Source organism: Variovorax atrisoli 110B (assembly GCF_000382045.1).
In the GTDB taxonomy this organism is placed as follows: Bacteria; Pseudomonadota; Gammaproteobacteria; order Burkholderiales; family Burkholderiaceae_C; genus Variovorax; species Variovorax atrisoli.
In genome coordinates this window covers 1,589,498-1,607,518 of record NZ_KB907450.1, presented here as the reverse complement: position 1 = coordinate 1,607,518, position 18,021 = coordinate 1,589,498, and the positions used below count along the sequence as shown (strand labels likewise).

Annotated in this window: 19 protein-coding genes and 1 tRNA gene; 19 read left to right on the top strand and 1 reads right to left on the bottom strand. The window is 65.1% G+C overall.

The features are described 5' to 3' along the window. Entirely contained in the window at positions 1-372 is a 372-nt protein-coding gene (locus G369_RS0107660; RefSeq protein WP_019653399.1) for an Hsp20/alpha crystallin family protein, read from the bottom strand. A gap of 122 nt (positions 373-494) precedes the next feature. Here G369_RS0107660 and G369_RS0107655 point away from each other — a divergent pair, with 122 nt between their 5' ends. From G369_RS0107655 to nuoK, 19 genes are all read left to right on the top strand, one after another. Next, positions 495-1,796, top strand: a complete 1,302-nt coding sequence (locus G369_RS0107655; protein ID WP_019653398.1) for a branched-chain amino acid ABC transporter substrate-binding protein — start codon at positions 495-497, stop codon at positions 1,794-1,796. 30 nt (positions 1,797-1,826) lie between these two features. Continuing rightward, positions 1,827-2,987 (top strand): pyridoxal phosphate-dependent aminotransferase, encoded by a 1,161-nt coding sequence (locus G369_RS0107650; protein WP_019653397.1) that lies wholly within the window; start codon positions 1,827-1,829, stop codon positions 2,985-2,987. Positions 2,988-3,194: 207 nt separating this feature from the next. Next, positions 3,195-3,461, top strand: a complete 267-nt coding sequence (rpsO, locus tag G369_RS0107645) for a 30S ribosomal protein S15 (protein ID WP_007837783.1) — start codon at positions 3,195-3,197, stop codon at positions 3,459-3,461. 204 nt (positions 3,462-3,665) lie between these two features. Further along, positions 3,666-5,984: a polyribonucleotide nucleotidyltransferase gene (gene pnp / locus G369_RS0107640; protein ID WP_019653396.1), complete on the top strand. Its 2,319-nt coding sequence runs from the start codon at positions 3,666-3,668 to the stop codon at positions 5,982-5,984. Positions 5,985-6,089: 105 nt separating this feature from the next. Next, positions 6,090-7,088, top strand: a complete 999-nt coding sequence (locus G369_RS0107635) for an NAD(P)H-quinone oxidoreductase (protein WP_019653395.1) — start codon at positions 6,090-6,092, stop codon at positions 7,086-7,088. 20 nt (positions 7,089-7,108) lie between these two features. Next, the gene (gene tpiA / locus G369_RS0107630; protein WP_208604380.1) at positions 7,109-7,873 is read left to right on the top strand and encodes a triose-phosphate isomerase; all 765 of its coding nucleotides are present in this window, start codon (positions 7,109-7,111) and stop codon (positions 7,871-7,873) included. Between the two features lie 37 nt (positions 7,874-7,910). Then, positions 7,911-8,312 carry a preprotein translocase subunit SecG gene (gene secG, locus G369_RS0107625; protein ID WP_019653393.1) on the top strand — a complete coding sequence of 134 codons (402 nt, stop codon included), beginning with the start codon at positions 7,911-7,913 and terminating at the stop codon, positions 8,310-8,312. Positions 8,313-8,431: 119 nt separating this feature from the next. Further along, positions 8,432-8,516: transfer RNA gene (locus G369_RS0107620), tRNA-Leu, on the top strand. Positions 8,517-8,583: 67 nt separating this feature from the next. Continuing rightward, a complete protein-coding gene (locus G369_RS0107615) occupies positions 8,584-8,943 on the top strand; it encodes an NADH-quinone oxidoreductase subunit A (protein ID WP_026346262.1) in 360 nt (119 codons plus the stop codon). Positions 8,944-8,958: 15 nt separating this feature from the next. Further along, a complete protein-coding gene (locus tag G369_RS0107610; RefSeq protein ID WP_007837763.1) occupies positions 8,959-9,438 on the top strand; it encodes a NuoB/complex I 20 kDa subunit family protein in 480 nt (159 codons plus the stop codon). 13 nt (positions 9,439-9,451) lie between these two features. Continuing rightward, the gene (locus G369_RS0107605; RefSeq protein WP_019653391.1) at positions 9,452-10,063 is read left to right on the top strand and encodes an NADH-quinone oxidoreductase subunit C; all 612 of its coding nucleotides are present in this window, start codon (positions 9,452-9,454) and stop codon (positions 10,061-10,063) included. Between the two features lie 5 nt (positions 10,064-10,068). Further along, complete coding sequence (locus G369_RS0107600) at positions 10,069-11,322, top strand: NADH-quinone oxidoreductase subunit D (RefSeq protein WP_019653390.1); 1,254 nt, start codon at positions 10,069-10,071, stop codon at positions 11,320-11,322. 10 nt (positions 11,323-11,332) lie between these two features. Beyond that, on the top strand, positions 11,333-11,881 hold the full coding sequence (locus G369_RS0107595) for an NADH-quinone oxidoreductase subunit NuoE family protein (protein ID WP_019653389.1): 549 nt from the start codon (positions 11,333-11,335) through the stop codon (positions 11,879-11,881). Next, the gene (gene nuoF, locus G369_RS0107590; RefSeq protein WP_019653388.1) at positions 11,881-13,221 is read left to right on the top strand and encodes an NADH-quinone oxidoreductase subunit NuoF; all 1,341 of its coding nucleotides are present in this window, start codon (positions 11,881-11,883) and stop codon (positions 13,219-13,221) included. The genes G369_RS0107595 and nuoF overlap by 1 nt, the downstream gene beginning before the upstream one ends. A gap of 17 nt (positions 13,222-13,238) precedes the next feature. After that, entirely contained in the window at positions 13,239-15,410 is a 2,172-nt protein-coding gene (gene nuoG, locus G369_RS0107585; RefSeq protein ID WP_019653387.1) for an NADH-quinone oxidoreductase subunit NuoG, read from the top strand. Next, the gene (nuoH, locus tag G369_RS0107580) at positions 15,407-16,486 is read left to right on the top strand and encodes an NADH-quinone oxidoreductase subunit NuoH (RefSeq protein ID WP_019653386.1); all 1,080 of its coding nucleotides are present in this window, start codon (positions 15,407-15,409) and stop codon (positions 16,484-16,486) included. The genes nuoG and nuoH overlap by 4 nt, the downstream gene beginning before the upstream one ends. Before the next feature lie 17 nt (positions 16,487-16,503). Then, positions 16,504-17,025: an NADH-quinone oxidoreductase subunit NuoI gene (gene nuoI / locus G369_RS0107575; RefSeq protein ID WP_019653385.1), complete on the top strand. Its 522-nt coding sequence runs from the start codon at positions 16,504-16,506 to the stop codon at positions 17,023-17,025. Between the two features lie 38 nt (positions 17,026-17,063). Then, positions 17,064-17,714, top strand: a complete 651-nt coding sequence (locus G369_RS0107570; RefSeq protein ID WP_019653384.1) for an NADH-quinone oxidoreductase subunit J — start codon at positions 17,064-17,066, stop codon at positions 17,712-17,714. Then, complete coding sequence (gene nuoK, locus G369_RS0107565) at positions 17,711-18,019, top strand: NADH-quinone oxidoreductase subunit NuoK (RefSeq protein ID WP_019653383.1); 309 nt, start codon at positions 17,711-17,713, stop codon at positions 18,017-18,019. The genes G369_RS0107570 and nuoK overlap by 4 nt, the downstream gene beginning before the upstream one ends. Positions 18,020-18,021 lie beyond the last annotated feature (2 nt).

The window sequence follows — 18,021 nt, the reverse complement described above, 5'->3', positions numbered from 1 at the left end:
TTAGTTGATTTGCAACTGAGTCGCCTGGCTCACCGGCACCAGCTTGCCGAGCTTCAGCGTGAGCACGCCGTTCTCGAGCTTCGCTTCGCTGGCGGCCACGTCGATGTCCTGCGGCAGCTCGTAGGCAGCCTTGAACTGGCGCTTGGCTTCGGCCTTGCTCTCGATGCGCAGCACGGCGCCTTCGATGCTGATGGCGAGGTCTTCGCGAGCGAATCCCGGCACGTCGAGCGAGAGGGTCCAGCTCTTGTCGTCCTGCTCCACGAGCGGCGAACGGCGCGCACCGGCGAAGGCTTCGTTCACGAAGCGTTCGAACGAACGGTCATAGGCGCGGGGTGCGAAGCGGGCGGTGCGAAGGGTGGGGGCGAAAAACATGTGAGAACTCCTGAGTGAACACAATGGGGACAAGGAATGTGTGTCCCTTACACTGCGCGGCCGTTCCATCGTGAGTGCCGCTTGAGACCTCATCTAGGCGCAGCGGCACGCGTTTCAAGACAATGCATCCCCCCTTTAATTTGCGCCGCGAGACCTTGAAATTCGCGGCGCTGGCGCTATGCGCGAAGCCTTTCGCGGCGCTTGCGCAGGCCGCGGCTTCGGCGCCTGTCGCGCCCATCCGGCTCGCACTCATCGAAAGCATGAGCGGGCCCTTCGCCAACACCGGCGAGGCCGTCTTCCGCAACTTGCTGTGGGCCGTGGAGCGCGTGAATGCGCGCGGCGGCATCAGGCTGCCGGGCGTCGCTGGAGGCGCGCGGCCGCTGCAGCTCGACCGCTACGACAGCAAGGGACAGAACGAGGAAGCGCTCTCCGCGCTGCGCGCCGCGCTCGACGACGGCGCGCGCATCGTGCTGCAGGGCAATTCGTCGGCCACTGCTGCGGCGCTGATCGATGCCATCGACAAGCACAACGATCGCGATCCTTCGCGGCGCGCGATCTTCCTCAACTATGCGGCTGTCGACCCGGCGCTCACCAACGAGCGCTGCAGCTTCTGGCACTTCCGCTTCGATGCGCATGCCGACATGCGCATGGCCGCGCTGATGGACGTGATGAAGGACGACGCGTCGCTCAAGCGCGTCTACCTGATCGGTCAGGACTACAGCTTCGGCCAGGCCGTGCTGCGCGAGGCGCGCCGCCAGCTCGGCGCGCAGCGGCGCGATGTGGAGATCGTCGGCGACGAACTGCACCCCATGGGCAAGGTGAAGGACTTCTCGCCCTATGCCACGAAGATCATCGCCAGCGGCGCACAGGCGGTGGTCACCGGCAACTGGGGCAACGACCTCACGCTGCTGGTGAAGGCCGCGCGCGAAGCAGGCTTCGGCGGCAGCTTCTACACCTTCTACGGCAATGCGCTGGGCGCGCCGGCCGCCATCGGCGATGCGGGCATCGGGCGCGTTGTGGCGGTGGCCGACTGGCTGCCCAACGTGCAGACGGCGCAGTCGGAGGCCTTCTACCGGGCCTTCCGAGCGCGTTTCCCGAAGCCCGCCGACGACTACGTGCACATGCGGCTGCAGCTCATGGTCGAGGCGCTCGTGCAGGCCTTCGAACGCGCGGGCAGTGCCGATGCCTTGCCCGTGGCGCGCGCCCTCGAGCAGGCCGACGTCGGCATGTACGGCCAGCGCGGGCGCATGCGCGCGGCGGACCACCAGTTCCAGCAACAGCTGGTGGTGGGCGTGATGGACAGGCAGGGCAGGCCCGGCGTGCAGTTCGACGTGGAAGGCTCGGGCTATGGCTTTCGCGTCGTCAAGACCATCGCTCCCGAGCGCGCCGAGCTGCCGACCTCGTGCAAGATGAAGAGACCTTGAATCCGATGACGAACAACAGGAACTGTCGACATGCGTGAAGCCATCCACAACCTCGAAGCATCGAAGATCCGCGAAGTCGCCAATGCCGGCATGGGCCGCAGCGACGTGCTGGCCTTCTGGTTCGGCGAGAGCGACGAAGTCACCCCCGAGGTGGTCCGCCAGGCGGCCATCGAATCGCTGCAGCGCGGCGAGACCTTCTATGCCCACAACCTCGGCCTGCCCGAGCTGCGCGAGGCCATCGCGCGCTATGCCAGCGGGCTGCACCCCAAGGTCGATGCCTCGCGCATCGCCGTCACCTCGGGCGGCGTGAGTGCGCTGATGCTGGCGGTGCAGGCGCTTGTCGATGCGGGCGACGAAGTGGTCGCCGTCACGCCCGTGTGGCCCAACCTGACGGCGCAGCCCGCGATCATGGGCGCGCATGTGCGCACGCTGCCGCTTGTGCCGGTGAACGGGCAGTGGACGCTCGACCTGCAGGCGCTGCGCGAAGCGGTCACGTCGAAGACGAAGCTGCTGATCGTCAATGCGCCGAACAATCCCACCGGCTGGACCATGAGCCGCGACGAGCAGCAGGCCGTGCTCGACCACTGCCGCCAGACCGGCACCTGGATCCTGGCCGACGAGGTGTACGAACGGCTCTATTTCGAGCCCACCCCCAACGCCTGCGCGCCGAGCTTCCTCGACATCTCGAAGCCGGACGACCGGCTCGTGGTGACGCACAGCTTCTCCAAGAGCTTCCTCATGACCGGATGGCGCCTGGGCTGGCTGGTGCTTCCGCCGTCGATGGTGGATGGCATCGGCAAGCTGATCGAGTTCAACACCTCCTGCGCCAGCGTGTTCACGCAGCGCGCCGCCATTGCCGCCATCGAGCACACGGCGGAGATCACGCCACGCGTGGTGGCCCACCTGAAGCAGTGCCGCGACACGCTGGTGCCATTGCTGGCCGCGCTGCCGGGCGTGCAGGTGGCGCCGGCCAAGGGCGGCATGTATGCCTTCTTCCGCCTCGAAGGCTTCGGCGATTCGCTCGAAGTGGCCAAGCGGCTGGTGGCCGAGGCCGGCCTGGGGCTCGCGCCGGGCAACGCCTTCGCGCCCGAGGCGCAGGGCTGGCTGCGCTGGTGCTTCGCCTCGAAGGACCCGCAGCGGCTGGTGAAGGGCGTGGAGCGGCTGCGCGACTGGCTGGCGCGGCAGAAGTAGGAAGCAGAAGAAGCAGGCAGGGCAGGACGGCACTCCGGCGCTGCGATTGGGTTCGCTCGACGGGGCCTTCCGGCCGCGCGAAGGGGCACAAAAGCCCCGACGGGGCGGTCGGGCTATAATTCCAAGGCTTTGCATGCCGCAAGGCGCACGGCGAGGGCAGTTCCAGCCCTTGCCGCAAGTCAAACACCCAGGAACAAGGAAATCAACATGATCGCAGCCTCCATCAAGGCCGAAGTTGTCAAGGACAACGCCCGTGCCGCCAACGACACCGGCAGCCCCGAAGTGCAAGTCGCACTGCTGACCGCCCGCATCAACGAACTCACCCCCCACTTCAAGACGCACGCCAAGGACCACCACGGTCGCCGCGGCCTGCTGCGCATGGTGAGCCGCCGCCGCAAGCTCCTCGACTACCTGAAGTCCAAGGACGCCGACCGTTACACCGCGCTGATCGCCAAGCTGGGTCTGCGCAAGTAATCCAAATCGCATGAAGAAACGCCTGGGTTAGTCCGCTAGCTCAGGCGTTTTTTACTTCGCGATCCATTTTCGGAGTGCCCAAACAGAGCGAAGCTGTGTCATTCCAATGAAGTTCCGCCGAGCTTCGCTGGAATGGCATCGTGTTCTGAGAAGCCTCCGTCACCTGCGGACTCCGTGTAGTTCGCTATCAAAACAGGAGCAAACATGAGCCTCTTCAACAAAGTCACCAAGTCGTTCCAATGGGGCGGCAAGACCGTCGTCATGGAAACGGGCGAAATCGCCCGCCAGGCCAGCGGCGCCGTGCTCGTCGACATCGAGGGCACCGTCATCCTCGCGACCGTTGTCGCCTCCAAGTCGGCCAAGCCCGGCCAGGACTTCTTCCCCCTGACCGTCGACTACATCGAGAAGACCTATGCCGCCGGCAAGATCCCCGGCAGCTTCTTCAAGCGCGAAGCCAAGCCCAGCGAGCACGAAACGCTGACCAGCCGCCTGATCGACCGCCCGATCCGCCCGCTGTTCCCCGAAGGCTTCCTGAACGAAGTGCACGTGGTCGTGCACACGATCTCGCTGAACCCCGAAGTCGACGCCGACATCGCCGCCATGATCGGCGTGAGCGCCGCGCTGTCGATCTCCGGCGTGCCGTTCAACGGCCCGATCGGCGCTGCGCGCGTGGGCTACATCAACGGCCAGTACGTGCTGAACCCGGGCCAGACCGCCCGCAAGGATTCGCAGATGGACCTGGTGGTGGCCGGCACGCAAGCCGCCGTGCTGATGGTCGAATCCGAAGCTCTGCAGCTGAGCGAAGAAGTGATGCTCGGTGGCGTGGTGTTCGGCCACGAGCAGGCCAACATCGCGATCGACGCGATCCATGAACTCGTGCGCGACGCCGGCAAGCCCGTGTGGGACTGGCAGCCGCCCGCCGAAGACGAAGCCTTCGTCGCCAAGGTCAAGGGCCTGGCCGAGGACAAGCTGCGCGCCGTCTATCAAATCCGCAGCAAGCAGGCCCGTACGCAGGCCCTGCGCGAAGCCAACGCCAGCGTGCTCGAGGCCCTGAAGGCCGAAGGCGTCGAATTCGACTCCGGCAAGGTCTCCGACCTGCTGTTCGCCATCGAATCGAAGATCGTGCGCAGCCAGATCCTGTCGGGCGAGCCGCGCATCGACGGCCGCGACACCCGCACCGTGCGCCCCATCGAGATTCGCAACTCGGTGCTGCCCCGCACCCACGGTTCGGCCCTGTTCACGCGTGGCGAGACGCAGGCGCTGGTCGTGACCACGCTGGGCACCGAACGCGACGCGCAGCGCATCGATGCGCTGGCCGGCGAGTACGAAGACCGCTTCCTGTTCCACTACAACATGCCTCCCTTCGCCACCGGTGAAGTGGGCCGCATGGGCTCCACCAAGCGCCGCGAAGTGGGCCACGGCCGCCTGGCCAAGCGCGCGCTGGTCGCCGTGCTGCCGAACAAGGAAGAGTTCCCCTACACGGTCCGCGTGGTGTCGGAGATCACCGAGTCGAACGGCTCGTCGTCGATGGCATCGGTGTGCGGCGGCTGCCTCTCGATGATGGACGCTGGCGTGCCCATGAAGGCGCACGTGGCGGGCATCGCCATGGGCCTGATCAAGGAAGACAACCGCTTCGCGGTGCTGACCGACATCCTGGGCGACGAAGATCACCTGGGCGACATGGACTTCAAGGTGGCCGGCACGACCAACGGCATCACCGCCTTGCAGATGGACATCAAGATCCAGGGCATCACCAAGGAAATCATGCAGGTCGCGCTGGCGCAGGCCAAGGAAGCGCGCATGCACATCCTCGGCAAGATGCAGGAAGCGATGGGCGAGGCCAAGGCCGACGTGTCGCAGTTCGCACCGCGCCTGACCACGCTGAAGATCAACCCCGAGAAGATCCGCGACGTGATCGGCAAGGGCGGGGCGGTCATCCGCGGCCTGCAGGAAGAGACCGGCACGACGATCAACATCGACGAGGACGGCACCATCACCATCGCCTCGACCGATCCGGAAAAGGCCGAGATGGCCAAGAAGCGCATCGAGCAGATCACGGCCGAGGTCGAGATCGGCAAGGTGTACGAAGGCCCGGTCACGAAGATCCTGGACTTCGGTGCGCTCGTGAACCTGCTGCCCGGCAAGGACGGCCTGCTGCACATCAGCCAGATCGCGCACGAGCGCGTCGAGAAAGTGACCGACTACCTGAGCGAAGGCCAGATCGTGAAGGTCAAGGTTCTCGAAACCGACGACAAGGGCCGCGTGAAGCTGTCCATGAAGGCCCTGACCGAGCGTCCGGCCGGCATGGAGTTCAGCGAGCGTCCCCCGCGCGAAGAGCGCGGCGAGCGTCGTGAGCGTGGCGACCGCGGAGACCGTGGTGATCGCGGCGAGCGTGGTGGTGACCGCGGCGGCGATCGCGGCGAACGCGCGCCTCGCTTCAACGAACAGCAGCAACAGCCGCGCAGCGAAGCGCCGGCCGGCGAGCAGCCGCAGCAGCAAGCTCCGCGCGAGCCTCAGGAGTAAGAAGGGTGCGAGCGTGGCGGCTGTGCATGCAGCCGCCATTGCCGCCTCTTCATCTTTTGAACGTCAAGCTGCGCCCCATCTGCGGGCGCTGGAGGCCGAAAGACCATGAAAGCCATTGAAATCACTTCGTACGGCGCCCCCGAGGTGCTGCGCGTCGCCGAGCGCCCCGACCCCGTCGCGGGCGCCGGCGAACTGCTGATCCGCGTCGCTGCGAGTGGCGTCAATCGCCCCGACGTGCTGCAGCGCAAGGGGCACTACCCGGTGCCGCCGGGCGCCTCCGATCTGCCGGGCCTCGAAGTGGCTGGCGAGATCGTGTCGGGTGATGCCGCGGCGCTGGCCGAGGCCGGCTTCAAGGTCGGCGACCGCGTCTGCGCGCTGATCGCGGGTGGCGGCTATGCCGAGCTGTGCGTGGCGCCCGTGGCCCAGTGCCTGCCGGTGCCCAAGGGCTGGAGCGACATCGAGGCTGCTTCGCTGCCCGAGACCTTCTTCACCGTCTGGAGCAACGTGTTCGAACGCGGTCGCCTCCAGAAGGGTGAGACGCTGCTGATCCAGGGTGGCTCCAGCGGCATCGGCGTCACGGCGATCCAGATCGCCAAGGCGCTCGGTGCGACGGTGATCGTCACCGCCGGCAGCGACGACAAGTGCGATGCCTGCAGGAAGCTCGGCGCCGACCACGCCATCAACTACCGCACCAGCGACTTCGTCGAAGAGGCGAAGAAGCTGACCGGCGGCAAGGGTGTGGACGTGGTGCTCGACATGGTCGCCGGCGACTACGTGGCACGCGAGATCGAATGCCTGGCCGAGGACGGCCGGCTGGTGATCATCGCGGTGCAGGGCGGTGTGAAGAGCGAGATCAATGCGGGCCTCGTGCTGCGCAGGCGTCTCACGATCACCGGCTCGACGCTGCGTCCGCGGCCCGTTGCGTTCAAGGGCGCCATTGCCAAGGCGCTGCGCGAGAAGGTGTGGCCGCTGCTGGAGAGCGGTGCGATCAAGCCCGTGATCCACAGCACCTTTGCTGCAGCGGGCGAGCCCAGCGGCGCGGCCCAGGCTCATGCGCTGATGGAATCGAACCAGCACATCGGCAAGATCGTGCTGACGTGGTGAGCAACGACAAGAAGAATGCGATGACGACCAAGAAGAAATTGATCGCCGGCAACTGGAAGATGAACGGCAGCCTGGCTGCCAACGAGGCGCTGGTGAAGGCCCTCCAGCAGGGCCTGGCCGCGAATCCGGCCGTTTGCGACGTGGCGCTTTGCGCGCCCGCTCCGTATTTCGCGCAGCTGCAGTCGCTGCTGGCCGGCTCGCCGGCCATCGCGCTCGGTGCACAGGACGTCTCTGCGCACCCGCAAGGTGCGTTCACGGGCGAGCAGTCGGCGGCGATGCTGAAGGATTTCGGCGTGCGCTATGCGATCGTCGGCCACTCCGAGCGTCGCCAGTACCACGGCGAGACCGACGAGGTGGTTGCCGCCAAGACCGCAGCGGCGCTGGCCAACGGCATCACGCCGATCGTCTGCGTCGGCGAGACGCTGGCTCAGCGCGAAGCAGGGCAGACCGAAGAGGTGGTGAAGCGCCAGCTGGCTGCCGTCATTCACGTGAACGGCCATTGCATCAGCGAGATCGTGGTGGCCTATGAGCCCGTCTGGGCCATCGGCACCGGCAAGACTGCCACGCCCGAGCAGGCGCAGGCGGTGCACGCGGTGCTGCGTGCGCAGCTGCATCATGCGGCCAGCGAACACGCGGCCGGCATCCGCATTCTCTATGGCGGCAGCATGAACGCGGCGAACGCGGGTCAGTTGCTGGCGCAGGCCGACATCGATGGCGGCCTCATCGGCGGCGCATCGCTCAAGGCGCCCGATTTTCTGCAGATCATTTCCGCCGCTGCGCACTGAGCGCGCAACGGTTGCATCAAGTTAGGAGTAAGAACGAATGAACGTGGTCCTCAACCTTCTGGTCGGCGTGCAGATGCTTGCAGCACTCGCGATGATCGGCCTCATCCTCATCCAGCACGGCAAGGGAGCCGACATGGGCGCGGCCTTCGGCAGCGGCAGTGCGGGCAGCCTTTTCGGTGCCAGCGGCAGTGCCAACTTCCTGTCGCGCACCACCGCAGTGCTTGCGGCCGTGTTCTTCGCGTGCACGCTGCTGCTGGCCTACTTCAGCCATGCACGTCCTGCTGGCGGTGGCAGTCTTCTGGAGCGCGCAGCCGTGGGTGCCCCCGCTGCTCCTGCCTCTGGTGCGGCCAACGAGATCCCCGGTGCGGCAGCTCCGAATGCTCCTGCTTCGGCTCCTGCAGCCCCTGTTTCGGGTGCCGGGCAGATTCCGAGCAAGTAATCAACTCGTTTTCATGAGTTGCCCGTGAGAAATGGCTCCATTTCAGGGTAAACTCTAAATCTGTTCGGAAAGCCAAATTCCTCTTGCAGGTACCTCATGCCATCCGAACAGCAAAAACCGCGGTCGTGGTGAAATTGGTAGACACGCTATCTTGAGGGGGTAGTGGCGAAAGCTGTGCGAGTTCGAGTCTCGCCGACCGCACCAAATCTCATCGGCAGAAAACCTCATTCAGAGGTTCTTCCTGCCGGTGGCAAGCGGTGAAAAACTCTCGATGAATCTCGACTCCTACCTCCCCGTCCTTTTGTTCATTCTGGTCGGAGTCGGCGTAGGCGTCGCCCCTCAGGTCATCGGATACATTCTCGGCCCCAATCGGCCCGACACCGCGAAGAACTCCCCCTACGAGTGTGGCTTTGAGGCCTTCGAGGATGCGCGCATGAAGTTCGACGTGCGCTACTACCTCGTTGCGATTCTCTTCATCCTGTTCGACCTCGAAATCGCATTTCTCTTCCCGTGGGCTATTGCGCTCAAGGAGATCGGTGCCGTCGGCTTCTGGGCCATGATGATCTTTCTCGCCATCCTCGTCGTGGGCTTCGCCTACGAGTGGAAAAAGGGCGCGCTCGACTGGGAATGACAAGGAAGAAACACGATGGCCATTGAAGGCGTTCTCAAAGAAGGTTTCGTCACCACGACCTACGACTCGGTCGTCAACTGGGCGAAAACCGGTTCTCTCTGGCCGATGACTTTCGGTCTCGCATGCTGTGCGGTTGAGATGATGCACGCGGGTGCCGCGCGCTACGACATCGACCGCTTCGGCATGCTGTTCCGGCCGAGCCCGCGCCAGTCCGACCTGATGATCGTGGCGGGCACGCTGTGCAACAAGATGGCGCCGGCGCTGCGCAAGGTCTATGACCAGATGCCCGAGCCGCGATGGGTTCTCTCGATGGGTTCGTGCGCGAATGGCGGTGGCTACTACCACTACAGCTATTCGGTCGTGCGCGGTTGCGACCGCATCGTGCCGGTCGACGTCTACGTGCCGGGTTGCCCGCCCACCGCCGAGGCCTTGCTCTACGGCGTGATCCAGCTGCAGCAGAAGATTCGCCGCACCAACACCATTGCCCGCGCCTGAGGGATTGCCGACGATGACTGACTTTGCAATTTCGCCGGAGGTGCTGCGCGCCACCGTCGCCGAGACGCTCGGCGCCAAGGCCAAGAGCGTGACCGTCGCACTCGACGAGGTGAATGTGGTGGTCGGCGCTGCCGACTACCTCGAAGCCGCATTGCTGCTGCGCGATGCGCCCGGCTGCCGCTTCGAGCAGCTGATCGACCTGTGCGGCATGGATTATTCCGACTACCGTGAAGGCGAATGGCAGGGCGAGCGCTACGGCGTGGTCTCCCATCTGCTGTCGGTGAGCCTCAACCAGCGCGTGCGCCTGACGGTGTTTGCGCCGAGCGACGATTTCCCGGTTGTCGATTCGCTGCAATCGGTGTGGAACTCCGCCACCTGGTTCGAGCGCGAAGCATTCGATCTCTACGGTATCGTTTTCGAAGGCCACGACGACCTGCGTCGCCTGCTGACCGACTACGGCTTCATCGGCCACCCGTTCCGCAAGGATTTCCCGGTGTCGGGTCACGTCGAGATGCGCTACGACGAAGAGCAGAAGCGCGTGGTCTACCAGCCGGTTTCCATCGAGCCGCGTGAAATCACCCCGCGCGTGATCCGCGAAGACAACTACGGCAGCGGCTTGCACTGACTGATATGGCCGAAATCAAGAACTACACACTCAACTTCGGTCCCCAGCATCCGGCGGCGCACGGTGTGCTGCGCCTGGTGCTCGAGCTGGACGGCGAAGTCATCCAGCGCGCCGACCCGCACATCGGCCTGCTGCATCGCGCGACCGAGAAGCTCGCCGAGACGCGGACCTTCATCCAGTCGCTGCCGTACATGGACCGTCTCGACTACGTGTCGATGATGAGCAACGAGCACGCCTACTGCCTCGCCATCGAGCGCATGCTGGGTCTGGAAGTGCCCGAGCGTGCGCAGTACATCCGCGTGATGTTCGCCGAGATCACCCGCCTGCTGAACCACCTGCTGTGGCTCGGCGCGCACGGTCTGGACTGCGGTGCGATGAACATGCTCATCTACTGCTTCCGCGAGCGCGAAGACCTGTTCGACATGTACGAGGCCGTCTCCGGCGCGCGCATGCACGCGGCGTACTTCCGTCCGGGCGGCGTCTATCGCGACCTGCCCGACGCGATGCCGCGCTACAAGGCCAGCAAGATCAAGAATGCGAAGGCGATCGAGAAGCTCAATGAGAACCGCCAGGGCTCGCTGCTCGACTTCGTCGACGACTTCTGCAAGCGCTTCCCGAAGATGGTCGACGAGTACGAGACGCTGCTCACCGACAACCGCATCTGGAAGCAGCGCACCGTGGGCATCGGCGTGGTTTCGCCGGAGCGCGCGCTGAACCTCGGCTTCACCGGTCCCATGCTGCGCGGCTCGGGCATCGAATGGGACCTGCGCAAGAAGCAGCCCTACGACGTCTACGACCGCATGCAGTTCGACGTGCCCGTGGGCAAGACCGGCGACTGCTATGACCGCTACCTGGTCCGCGTCGAGGAGATGCGCCAGGCCAACCGGATCATCCAGCAGTGCGCGGCCTGGCTGCGCGCCAACCCCGGTCCTGTCATCACCGACAACCACAAGGTCGCCGCGCCTGCGCGCGAATCGATGAAGGCGAACATGGAGGAGCTGATCCACCATTTCAAGCTCTTCACCGAAGGCTTCCACGTGCCCGAAGGCCAGGCCTATGCCGCCGTCGAGCATCCGAAGGGCGAGTTCGGCATCTATCTGGTGAGCGACGGCGCCAACAAGCCGTACCGCCTGAAGATCCGCGCCCCTGGTTTCCCGCACCTCGCCGCCCTCGACGAAATGTCGCGCGGTCACATGATCGCCGACGCTGTCGCGGTGATCGGCACGATGGACATCGTGTTCGGCGAGATCGACAGGTGAGAAAGAGCGAATGACGACTTCCTCGACCCACCATGACACGGCGCCCTCGGCGCCGTTGAAGCCTGAGATCCTCGAACGCTTTGCGCGCGAGGTGGCGAAGTACCCCGAAGCGGGCAAGCAGTCGGCCGTGATGGCCTGCCTGTCCATCGTCCAGCAGGACGAGGGCTACGTCAGCCTGCAGCGCGAGCGCGAGATCGCCGAGTACCTCGGCATGGCGCCCATCGCCGTGCACGAGGTGACGACCTTCTACAACATGTACAACCAGCATCCGGTGGGCAAGTTCAAGCTCAACGTGTGCACCAACCTGCCTTGCCAGCTGCGCGACGGCGTCACGGCCCTCGTGCACCTCGAGAAGAAGCTCGGCATCAAGATGGGTGAGACCACGCCCGACGGCCTGTTCACCCTGCAGCAGAGCGAATGCCTGGGCGCCTGCGCCGATTCGCCCGTGATGCTGGTCAACGACCGCACGATGTGCAGCTTCATGAGCAACGAGAAGCTCGACCAGCTGGTCGACGGCCTGCGCAACGCCGCGCCGGCCACCAAGGGGGAGGCTTCCTGATGTCACCCGAACAAGTGCTCCAGCAGTTCCAGGCGACGGGCGTCCAGACCTGTTTCCATGACCGCCACATCGAGCCGCAGATCTATGCCGGCCTCGACGGCACCAACTGGCGCCTGGCCGACTACGAGGCGCGCGGCGGCTACCAGGCCCTGCGCAAGATCCTGACCGAGGGCCTCACGCCCGACCAGGTGATCGCCGAGGTCAAGGCCTCCGGCCTGCGCGGCCGCGGCGGTGCGGGTTTCCCGACCGGCCTGAAGTGGAGCTTCATGCCCCGCCAGTTCCCGGGCCAGAAGTACCTCGTCTGCAATTCCGACGAAGGCGAGCCGGGTACGTGCAAGGACCGCGACATCCTGCAGTTCAACCCGCACATCGTGATCGAGGGCATGGCCATCGCCGCATACGCGATGGGCATCAGCGTGGGCTACAACTACATCCACGGCGAGATCTTCCAGACCTACGACCGCTTCGAGGAAGCCCTCGAAGAGGCGCGCGCCGCGGGCTACCTCGGCGACAAGATCATGGGCAGCACGTACAACTTCCAGTTGCACGCGGCCCATGGCTTCGGTGCCTACATCTGCGGCGAGGAAACCGCGCTGCTCGAATCGCTGGAAGGCAAGAAGGGCCAGCCGCGCTTCAAGCCGCCGTTCCCCGCGAGCTTCGGCCTGTACGGCAAGCCGACTACCATCAACAATACCGAGACCTTCGCTGCGGTGCCCTGGATCATCCGCAACGGCGGCCAGGCCTACCTCGAATGCGGCAAGCCGAACAACGGCGGCACCAAGATCTACTCGGTGAGCGGTGACGTCGAGCTGCCCGGCAACTACGAAGTGCCGATGGGCACGCCGTTCTCCAAGCTCCTGGAGCTGGCCGGCGGCGTTCGCAAGGGCCGCACGCTGAAGGCGGTGATCCCCGGCGGTTCGTCCGCTCCGGTTCTGCCTGCGTCGATCATGATGGAATGCACGATGGACTACGACTCCATCTCCAAGGCCGGCTCCATGCTGGGCTCGGGCGCGGTCATCGTCATGGACGACAGCCGCTCGATGGTCGAGTCGCTGCGCCGCCTGTCGTACTTCTACATGCACGAGTCCTGCGGCCAGTGCACGCCCTGCCGCGAAGGCACGGGCTGGCTCTACCGCGTGGTGGACCGCATCCACAACGGGCAGGGCAGGGCGTCCGACATGGACCTGCTGAACTCGGTGGCCGACAACATCCAGGGCCGCACGATCTGCGCCCTCGGCGACGCGGCGGCGATGCCGGTGCGCGCCATGATCAAGCATTTCCGTCACGAGTTCGAGGCCCTGATCCCGGGCTACGTACCGAAAGCGCCCGTCAAGGCCTGAGCGCGAGAAACACACATATGGTTGAAATCGAACTCGACGGCAAGAAGGTCGAAGTCGCCGAAGGCAGCATGGTCATGCATGCGGCCGACAAGGCCGGCACGTACATTCCGCACTTCTGCTATCACAAGAAACTGAGCATCGCGGCCAACTGCCGCATGTGCCTCGTGGACGTGGAGAAGGCGCCCAAGCCGATGCCGGCCTGCGCCACGCCCGTCACGCAGGGCATGATCGTCCGCACCAAGAGCGAGAAGGCCATCAAGGCGCAGCAGTCGGTCATGGAGTTCCTCCTGATCAACCACCCGCTGGATTGCCCCATCTGCGACCAGGGCGGTGAATGCCAGCTGCAGGATCTGGCCGTCGGCTACGGCGGTTCCTCTTCGCGCTACGAAGAGGAAAAGCGCGTCGTCTTCCACAAGGACGTCGGCCCGCTGATCAGCATGGAAGAGATGAGCCGCTGCATCCACTGCACGCGCTGCGTCCGTTTCGGCCAGGAAGTGGCCGGCGTGATGGAGCTCGGCATGTCGAACCGCGGCGAGCACTCCGAAATCGAAACCTTCGTGGGCGAATCGGTCGACTCCGAGCTCTCGGGCAACATGATCGACATCTGCCCGGTCGGCGCGCTCACGAGCAAGCCCTTCCGCTACAGCGCCCGCACCTGGGAGCTTTCGCGCCGCAAGTCGGTGAGCCCGCACGACTCCACCGGCGCCAACCTGATCGTCCAGGTCAAGAACAACCGCGTGATGCGCGTGGTGCCGCTCGAGAACGAAGACGTCAACGAATGCTGGATCGCCGACCGCGACCGCTTCTCGTACGAAGCGCTCAACGGTCCCGAGCGCCTGACGCAGCCCATGCTGAAGCAGGGCGGCCAATGGCAGCAGGTGGACTGGCAGACGGCACTCGAGTACGTCGCCAACGGCCTCAAGCAGATCAAGGCCGACCACGGCGCGCAGAGCATCGGCACGCTGGTCAGCCCGCACAGCACCCTCGAGGAACTGCAGCTCGCGACCATGCTCACGCGTGAGCTCGGCAGCGACAACATCGACTACCGCCTGCGCAACGCCGAATTCGCGGCCTTCGAAGGCGTGCGCTGGCTCGGCACCTCGATCGCCTCGCTGACGCAAGTGCAGCGCGCGCTGGTCGTGGGCTCGAACCTGCGCAAGGAACACCCGCTGTTCGCGCAGCGCATCCGCCAGGCCGTGCGCAAGGGCGCCGCGCTGTCGGTGATCACCTCGGCCAGCCTGATGGCCGACCGCGACGCCTGGGCCATCAACGTGGCGCAGTCGAGCATCGTCGATGCCGGCCAGTGGGTCGAGGCGCTTGCCGCAGTGGCAGCCGCCATCGGCGAAACCAACGGCGCAGCCTCTCCGCTGGCGCCGAAGAATGCACCCGACGCAGCCGCCAAGGCGATCGCTGCCTCGCTGCTGAGCGGCGAGCGCAAGGCGATCCTGCTCGGCAATGCCGCCGCGCACCATGCCCAGGCCAGCAGCCTGCTGGCACTGGCGAACTGGATCGGCGCGCAGACCGGCGCGACCGTCGGCTACCTGACCGAAGCCGCCAACACCGTGGGCGCGCAGGTAGTCGGCGCATTTCCGAAGAACGGCGGCCTCGATGCCGGCCGCATGCTCGCCGCCGGTTCCGGACTGAAGGCCGTGATGCTGCTGAACACCGAACCCGTGTTCGACTCGGCAGCCGGCGCCGCTGCTGCCGATGTCATCGGCAATGCGCAGATGGTCGTCACGCTGAGCCCCTTCAAGGCCAACCTCGAGTTCAGCGACGTGCTGCTTCCGATCGCCCCGTTCACCGAAACGCCCGGCACCTTCATCAATGCCGAGGGCCGCGTCCAGAGTTTCCACGCCGTGGTGAAGCCCCTGGGCGAGACCCGCCCGGCCTGGAAGGTGCTGCGCGTGCTGGCCAACCTACTGGGCCTGCCTGGCTTCGCGTTCGAATCGACCGCTGAAGTGCTGGCCGCCGTCGGCGAAAACGGCGCGGTGCCCGCGAATGCGCTGAGCAACGCCACGTCCGCGAACGCGGTGGCTTCCGAAGGTGCAGCCGCTGCCCCGGTGGTCGCGAGCATCTACCAGCTGGATTCGATCGTGCGCCGTGCACCGTCGCTCCAACTGACTGCCGACGCGCGCAATGCGCTGGCCGGCTCGAACGTGTCGGCTGGTGCCGAGGAGGCACTGGCATGATCGTCGACACCATTCACGGCTTCGGCCAGGGCCTGGTGGCCGCGGGCTGGTGGACCGGCGTGGTCTGGCCCGTGGTCTGGACGCTGATCAAGATCATCGTCGTGGTCATTCCGCTGATGCTGGCCGTGGCGTATCTCACGCTGTGGGAGCGCAAGGCCATCGGCTTCACGCAGATCCGCATCGGCCCGAACCGCATCGGCCCGCTGGGCCTGCTCCAGCCGATCGCCGACGCGCTCAAGCTGATGACCAAGGAAATCATCCTTCCGACGGTCGCCAACAAGGGCCTGTTCCTGCTCGGCCCGATCATGACCATCATGCCGGCACTGGCCGCATGGGCGGTGATTCCCTTCGGCCCCGACGTGGCGCTGGCCAACATCAACGCCGGCCTGCTGTTCGTGATGGCCATCACCTCGCTCGAGGTGTACGGCGTGATCATCGCCGGCTGGGCATCGAACTCGAAGTACGCCTTCCTGGGCGCGCTGCGTGCCTCGGCACAGATGGTGAGCTACGAAATCGCGATGGGCTTCTGCTTCGTCGTGGTGCTGATGGTCACCGGCAGCCTGAACATGACCGAGATCGTCAACGTTCAGGGCAAGGGCATGTTCGCCAACATGGGCGTCGGCTTCCTGTCGTGGAACTGGCTGCCGCTGCTGCCGATCTTCGTCGTCTACTTCATCTCGGGCCTCGCCGAAACCAACCGCCACCCCTTCGACGTGGTGGAAGGCGAATCCGAAATCGTGGCCGGCCACATGATCGAGTACTCGGGCATGAGCTTCGCGATGTTCTTCCTGGCCGAGTACGCCAACATGTGGCTCGTCTCGATCCTGACCGTGGTGCTGTTCCTCGGCGGGTGGCTGCCGCCGTTCGAGTTCCTGAGCTTCATCCCGGGCTGGATCTGGCTGGGCCTCAAGACCTTCTGCGTGGTCACCATGTTCCTGTGGGTGCGTTCGACGTTCCCGCGCTTCCGCTATGACCAGATCATGCGTCTGGGCTGGAAGATCTTCATTCCCGTCACGCTCGTGTGGCTGGTCGTGGTCGGTGGCTGGATGCAGACGCCGTTCAACATCTGGAAATAACAGGGAGCGCCAACATCATGTCTGCTGCGCACACCGCAACACCATCCGCGCCTTTCTCGCTCAAGGACTTCCTGAGCAGCTTCATGCTGTTCGAGCTGTTCAAGGGCTTGGCCATCACCGGCAAGTACGCCTTCGCCCGCAAGATCACGGTGCAGTTCCCCGAAGAGAAGACGCCGCTGTCGCCGCGCTTCCGCGGCCTGCACGCACTGCGCCGCTATGAGAACGGCGAAGAGCGCTGCATCGCCTGCAAGCTGTGCGAGGCCGTCTGCCCGGCGCTGGCGATCACCATCGAATCGGACGTGCGCGACGACGGCTCGCGCCGCACCACGCGCTACGACATCGACCTGACCAAGTGCATCTTCTGCGGTTTCTGCGAAGAGAGCTGCCCGGTCGACTCGATCGTCGAGACGCACATCTTCGAATACCACGGCGAGAAGCGCGGCGACCTGTACTTCACCAAGGACATGCTGCTGGCCGTGGGCGACCGCTACGAGAAGGAAATCGCAGCGAACAAGGCGGCTGACGCCAAGTACCGCTGACCCGGTTCAGCCCGAAACCCGTACCAATTCGAATTCCAATGGACGTCAAGACCGGTCTGTTCTATCTGTTTGCCGTGGTGCTGCTGTTCGCAGCATTCCGCGTCATCACCGCCCGCAACCCCGTGTACGCAGCGCTGTACCTGGTTCTGGCCTTCTTCCAGGCATCGGCCATCTGGCTGCTGCTGCGCGCCGAGTTCCTCGCGATCTCGCTCGTGCTCGTGTATGTGGGCGCCGTGATGGTGCTGTTCCTGTTCGTGGTGATGATGCTGGACATCAACGTCGACAGCTTGCGGGAGGGCTTCTGGAAGCACTTCCCGCTGGCGGCGGGCGTGGGTGCGCTGATCGCGCTCGAAATGGCGGCCGTGCTCATGGGCGGCTTCCGCCTGGGCGAGCCGCGTGCGGCAGCCGTCGCAGCGGGGGCCAACACTTCCAATACGCTCGAACTGGGCAAGCTGCTCTACTCCGAATATCTCTATCCGCTGGAAATCGCCGCGGTCATCCTGCTCGTGGCCATCGTGGCCGCCATCGCACTGACGCTGCGCACCCGCAAGGACAGCAAGTACGTCAACCCGGCCGACCAGGTCCGCGTGAAGGCGCGCGACCGCGTGCGCATCGTGCAGATGCCGGCAACGCGTGCAGCGGAGCCTGTGGTTGAAGCTGCGGACGCTGCAAAGGAAAACAAGGCATGACGCTCACGCTCGGACACTTTCTTTCGCTCGGCGCGATGCTCTTCGCGCTGTCCGTGATCGGCATCTTCCTGAACCGCAAGAACCTGATCGTGCTGCTGATGGCCATCGAGCTGATGCTGCTGGCGGTCAACATGAACTTCGTGGCGTTCTCGCACTTCCTGGGCGACATGCACGGCCAGATCTTCGTGTTCTTCATCCTGACGGTGGCCGCGGCCGAGTCGGCCATCGGGCTGGCGCTGCTGGTCCTGCTGTTCCGCAACAAGTCGAACATCAACGTCGACGAACTCAACTCGCTCAAGGGTTGACA